The following is a 3,425-nucleotide window of genomic DNA, read 5'->3' as shown; positions in this document are numbered from 1 at the left end:
TCGTTAAAACTCAGTGGATGGTAATCAACATTGTCGCTGAGTTTCTGGAAGTGCCTGCATCCAATGTCAGGATAACCCGGTTCACCAACCACCCAGAATTAGGCTTGCAGATTGAGGGGGAATACCGGAAACCCAGGGGGCGAAAGTGGCGCACATTCCCCCCTCTGGTAAGGCTCAATAAGAACCACCCATACCAGAACCAACAACGGACAGGCATTACAGGAGAGAATCATTGATGGATAAGAGCAGCCAGGAACTTGCCAAGTACCGAGACACCTTGCTCTACACAGCAACCTTAATGAACAACATACTGGCCAACATCGCTACTGGTGAAACCTCTCTGGCCAGAGCAGACGCACTTAGAGGTGTAGAGGAAATATTCACCGTGCTGGCTGATGGTGATCACAGCGACGAGCAACACACACCTGTAACCACTCGCAGAGAGCAGGAAGCAGCGTAAAGGCTTCAACTGCAATAACACACCATGACGCAGACCGGATAACACATCCGGTTTGTTTTGCCTGTACAAAAGGGACACAGGGTACACAATGAACAAACAACAGGCAGCACAAGCAATCGCACTGTACCAACAGGGTAACGGCTACAAGACCATTGCCAGGGTATTAGGCTTTAAGTCAGCCACCAGTATCAGGCGAGTGATAACCAGGGCAGGACTGAACGAAACCAGCCGGGCATGCACCGCACCGGATACCAGGCACCACCAGCAGGAACGAAGACAACAGTATTTAGCAGCCAGACTTAAAGAATGTTCCAACGGTACACAGGGGACACAAAAGGACTACAGCACAGACCCGGTACTATTGGGCGATGCTCAACTATTCGCACAACGACAGACAGCCCGTATGTTCAATGCCATAACCGATATGGGGTTTGTACTGGAATACATGCCAATGCTGGAAGTAGGCAGGTTAGACCCTAGGTACTGGTCGCCCTGGGAAGATGTAGACTTAGGGAAAATGACAGACGAGGAAGCAGACAGGCTATTACTTATCGCCAAGTCTGAAGCCGGTTTGTTTGAGGTATGCGCCAATGACACAAGCGGAAACTGTATGGAAACCCTTGGATACTTTGAGCGAGCGCAAATCATTGACCTGATAACCGGCAAACAACCTGTAGACGAACTCAGAACCCAAGCGATCCAGCACGCTATCAGGGAGGCAGTTATCAATAACACCGTGAAGCATGCACCGGAAGGATTCGACCACGAAGCCGCCAGGCTCTCAGGCGAGATCCAGAAGGCACAGAGCAGTCTACGGTTTAGCGGTTTTGCTCTGGACTTTGCTTCATCAATGGCAGGCGTGAAACCTTCACAGGATATGATTGACAAGAACAACCAAGAGAAGCAGGAACTACAGGACAAGCTAACCGGCCTGCAAGCGCAGTGGTCAAGCCGGTATGGTGTCGACTATGAGCGATTCATTGAGAAGCCAGAGCAGTTATTGTTAACGGGCTGACTCAGGCAATTAACGAAACGCAGAACTACTGTAGGCTCTTTTCCTGATGCTTACAGTAACGAACAGTAAACGTATTATTTGGATTCCTTGTCACTGAAAACTGGCCCACCTTTAGCCGACCGCCTTCAACAGAATCAACCTTTGTCATGTTTGCTTTTCTGAAACGCTCTGCAAGGTCTGTGTATTGCCCAAAGTGAAGCGTTAACTCTTTCTCTTCAGGTGGGTTTCGCTTGTCTCTAACTTCGTTCGGGGAAAGCTGGAAGGTTGAGTAAATCCATTGGCCAGGGTAAAGACGAGCATGAATTATCGCTATGCGGAGTGCCTCAATGTCTGTCGTGCTATACGAAGTAGCAGCTTCTCTATCCAATATGTCTTTTAGCTCTTTGTGTGGTGGAGCTTCAGGCCCCAGCAAGCGATCAATACCCGCAACGAAGTTGATACAGACGCTTCTGTTTAGATTATCTGCGTTCCATGTCTTATTTATGAGAAGGTGTTCAATTAAGACGTAATTAGCAACCCCAGCAAAATCAAGGTTTTTAGTGTCAGAGCTATCAGAATTAGAATGAAATTCCTTCAAAAACGGAACCCAACGAGTAACGAACTCCTTACATGCTGATTCAGGCAAGCTGGTTACATGGCATAGATTATTGGCGCAGTCAGAATACATCTTCTGTCGTGAGAAAATCGCGAACACAGGCTCCATCCTCTTCTTGTTTTGGCTTGTCATATCAGAGCAGTCATACACTCTACTGATAACTCACAAGCCGCTACAAGGAATATCTTGCCGGTTGAGTGATGTGTTGCTTCAGGTCATAAGCACAACCAATCTACCCCGATCCGGGCAGATTGAAGCCAGGGCAATCAATCCATAACGGATAGATAACTTTGTTTTTGTAGGCACCTCAATTAGCACACACGAAATGTCGCACCAATGACGCAGCAAAATGACGCACTTTCAGAACAGGCAAGAGTACAGTTCGCAGCTTTCTACCGGTCAAGAAAAGTCAATGTCAGCAAGCAACAGCGCTTGAGAAACCTTGAAGTCTGCAAGCCACGAGGGAAGCCAATAACCAAGGTGCGCAGTTCGCACTATTGCGCACTGGCAAACCAGCAGCAGATTGGGACTAAAGACGAACGGCTGGTATAGAAAACTTCAGTCTGAATACAGAATGCAGGAGCAGCCAGCCGAGGAAAAAGGTTAAGGAATGTTAAGGTTTCGTGCTGGTGGATTTGGCAGCGCACCTGTTAAAAATTGTTGAAACTCTCATGCTGGTTTACAGTCTGGTTTGCACCATAAGTTCGCACTCTGGTTCGCACATTGGTACGCATTCCGAATGCGAACCTTTGCCAACAATTTCACAGATGTACGCAGTAATGTACGCACCATATCTACGCACTCAGGAAAATGTACGCAGCCTTGAAAGCCCTATGACAGAAGCATGTAGGGCTATTGGTACGAAGTAAAAGTACGAACGATGGTACGAATACAGGTTCGAAGTTTGGTTCGAATTTCGCACACCTTTTCGCTCACTGCTTTCGCTCACTTTTTCACGCACCGTTTCACGCACTACCTTCACGCACTTTTACACAGTGATATTACGCAGCAGAATTACGCACTTTACGGCATGAATGCAGTAAAGCCCTACCCACCACCAGCCAGGACTAGCAAGCACTGATGCATGAAGCTCCCCTGCTACCAGCGCAGCAAGGGAGCAAGGGCGCATTAATCGTGCAGCCTGTCAGAGCTTGCGCCCGGACAAAGCATAGCATATTGGTAGATCGGTCAGGATTCTGACCCACCTCTGAAGCCCACAAACTACACTTAACAATGTCTTGGTACAGGCTGGACAGCTACAAAAGCCCAACCGGAGGGGGAACGGGAACATTAGCCCCAGATATACCGCCAAGGCTAACCCCTCCACCAGCCCCACCATTCAGCACTCGCAAAAC

The 3,425-nt window shown here is 48.4% G+C and carries 5 protein-coding genes; 4 read left to right on the top strand and 1 reads right to left on the bottom strand.

Translation table 11 applies throughout. The features are described 5' to 3' along the window. From J7438_RS24790 to J7438_RS24780, 3 genes are all read left to right on the top strand, one after another. Positions 1 to 236: hypothetical protein (locus tag J7438_RS24790; RefSeq protein WP_209278725.1), on the top strand; the 236-nt coding region annotated here is incomplete at its 5' end. Next, positions 236 to 460, top strand: coding sequence for a hypothetical protein (locus J7438_RS24785; RefSeq protein WP_209278724.1), 225 nt, complete (start codon positions 236 to 238; stop codon positions 458 to 460). The genes J7438_RS24790 and J7438_RS24785, both read left to right, overlap by 1 nt. A gap of 88 nt (positions 461 to 548) precedes the next feature. Next, a complete protein-coding gene (locus tag J7438_RS24780; RefSeq protein WP_209278723.1) occupies positions 549 to 1,475 on the top strand; it encodes a helix-turn-helix domain-containing protein in 927 nt (308 codons plus the stop codon). A gap of 25 nt (positions 1,476 to 1,500) precedes the next feature. Here J7438_RS24780 and J7438_RS24775 read toward each other — a convergent pair whose 3' ends face one another. Beyond that, positions 1,501 to 2,202: a hypothetical protein gene (locus tag J7438_RS24775; RefSeq protein WP_209278722.1), complete on the bottom strand. Its 702-nt coding sequence runs from the start codon at positions 2,200 to 2,202 to the stop codon at positions 1,501 to 1,503. 204 nt (positions 2,203 to 2,406) lie between these two features. On the opposite strand from J7438_RS24775, the gene J7438_RS24770 reads away from it, so the two are divergent. Continuing rightward, positions 2,407 to 2,622, top strand: a complete 216-nt coding sequence (locus J7438_RS24770) for a hypothetical protein (RefSeq protein ID WP_209278721.1) — start codon at positions 2,407 to 2,409, stop codon at positions 2,620 to 2,622. Positions 2,623 to 3,425: the final 803 nt, after the last annotated feature.

The organism is Thalassotalea sp. G20_0 (assembly GCF_017744175.1).
Taxonomy (GTDB): Bacteria; Pseudomonadota; Gammaproteobacteria; order Pseudomonadales; family Endozoicomonadaceae; genus Endozoicomonas.
Note: the sequence above shows the minus strand (reverse complement) of the source record. Positions and strands in the feature narration are given on the sequence as shown.

Excerpts from the sequence above, each read along its gene's own strand:
- J7438_RS24780 (WP_209278723.1), top strand. The coding sequence starts at position 549 with ATGAACAAACAACAGGCAGCACAAGCAATCGCACTGTACCAACAGGGT.
- J7438_RS24770 (WP_209278721.1), top strand. The coding sequence starts at position 2,407 with ATGACGCAGCAAAATGACGCACTTTCAGAACAGGCAAGAGTACAGTTC.
- J7438_RS24775 (WP_209278722.1), bottom strand. The coding sequence starts at position 2,202 with ATGACAAGCCAAAACAAGAAGAGGATGGAGCCTGTGTTCGCGATTTTC.
- J7438_RS24785 (WP_209278724.1), top strand. The coding sequence starts at position 236 with ATGGATAAGAGCAGCCAGGAACTTGCCAAGTACCGAGACACCTTGCTC.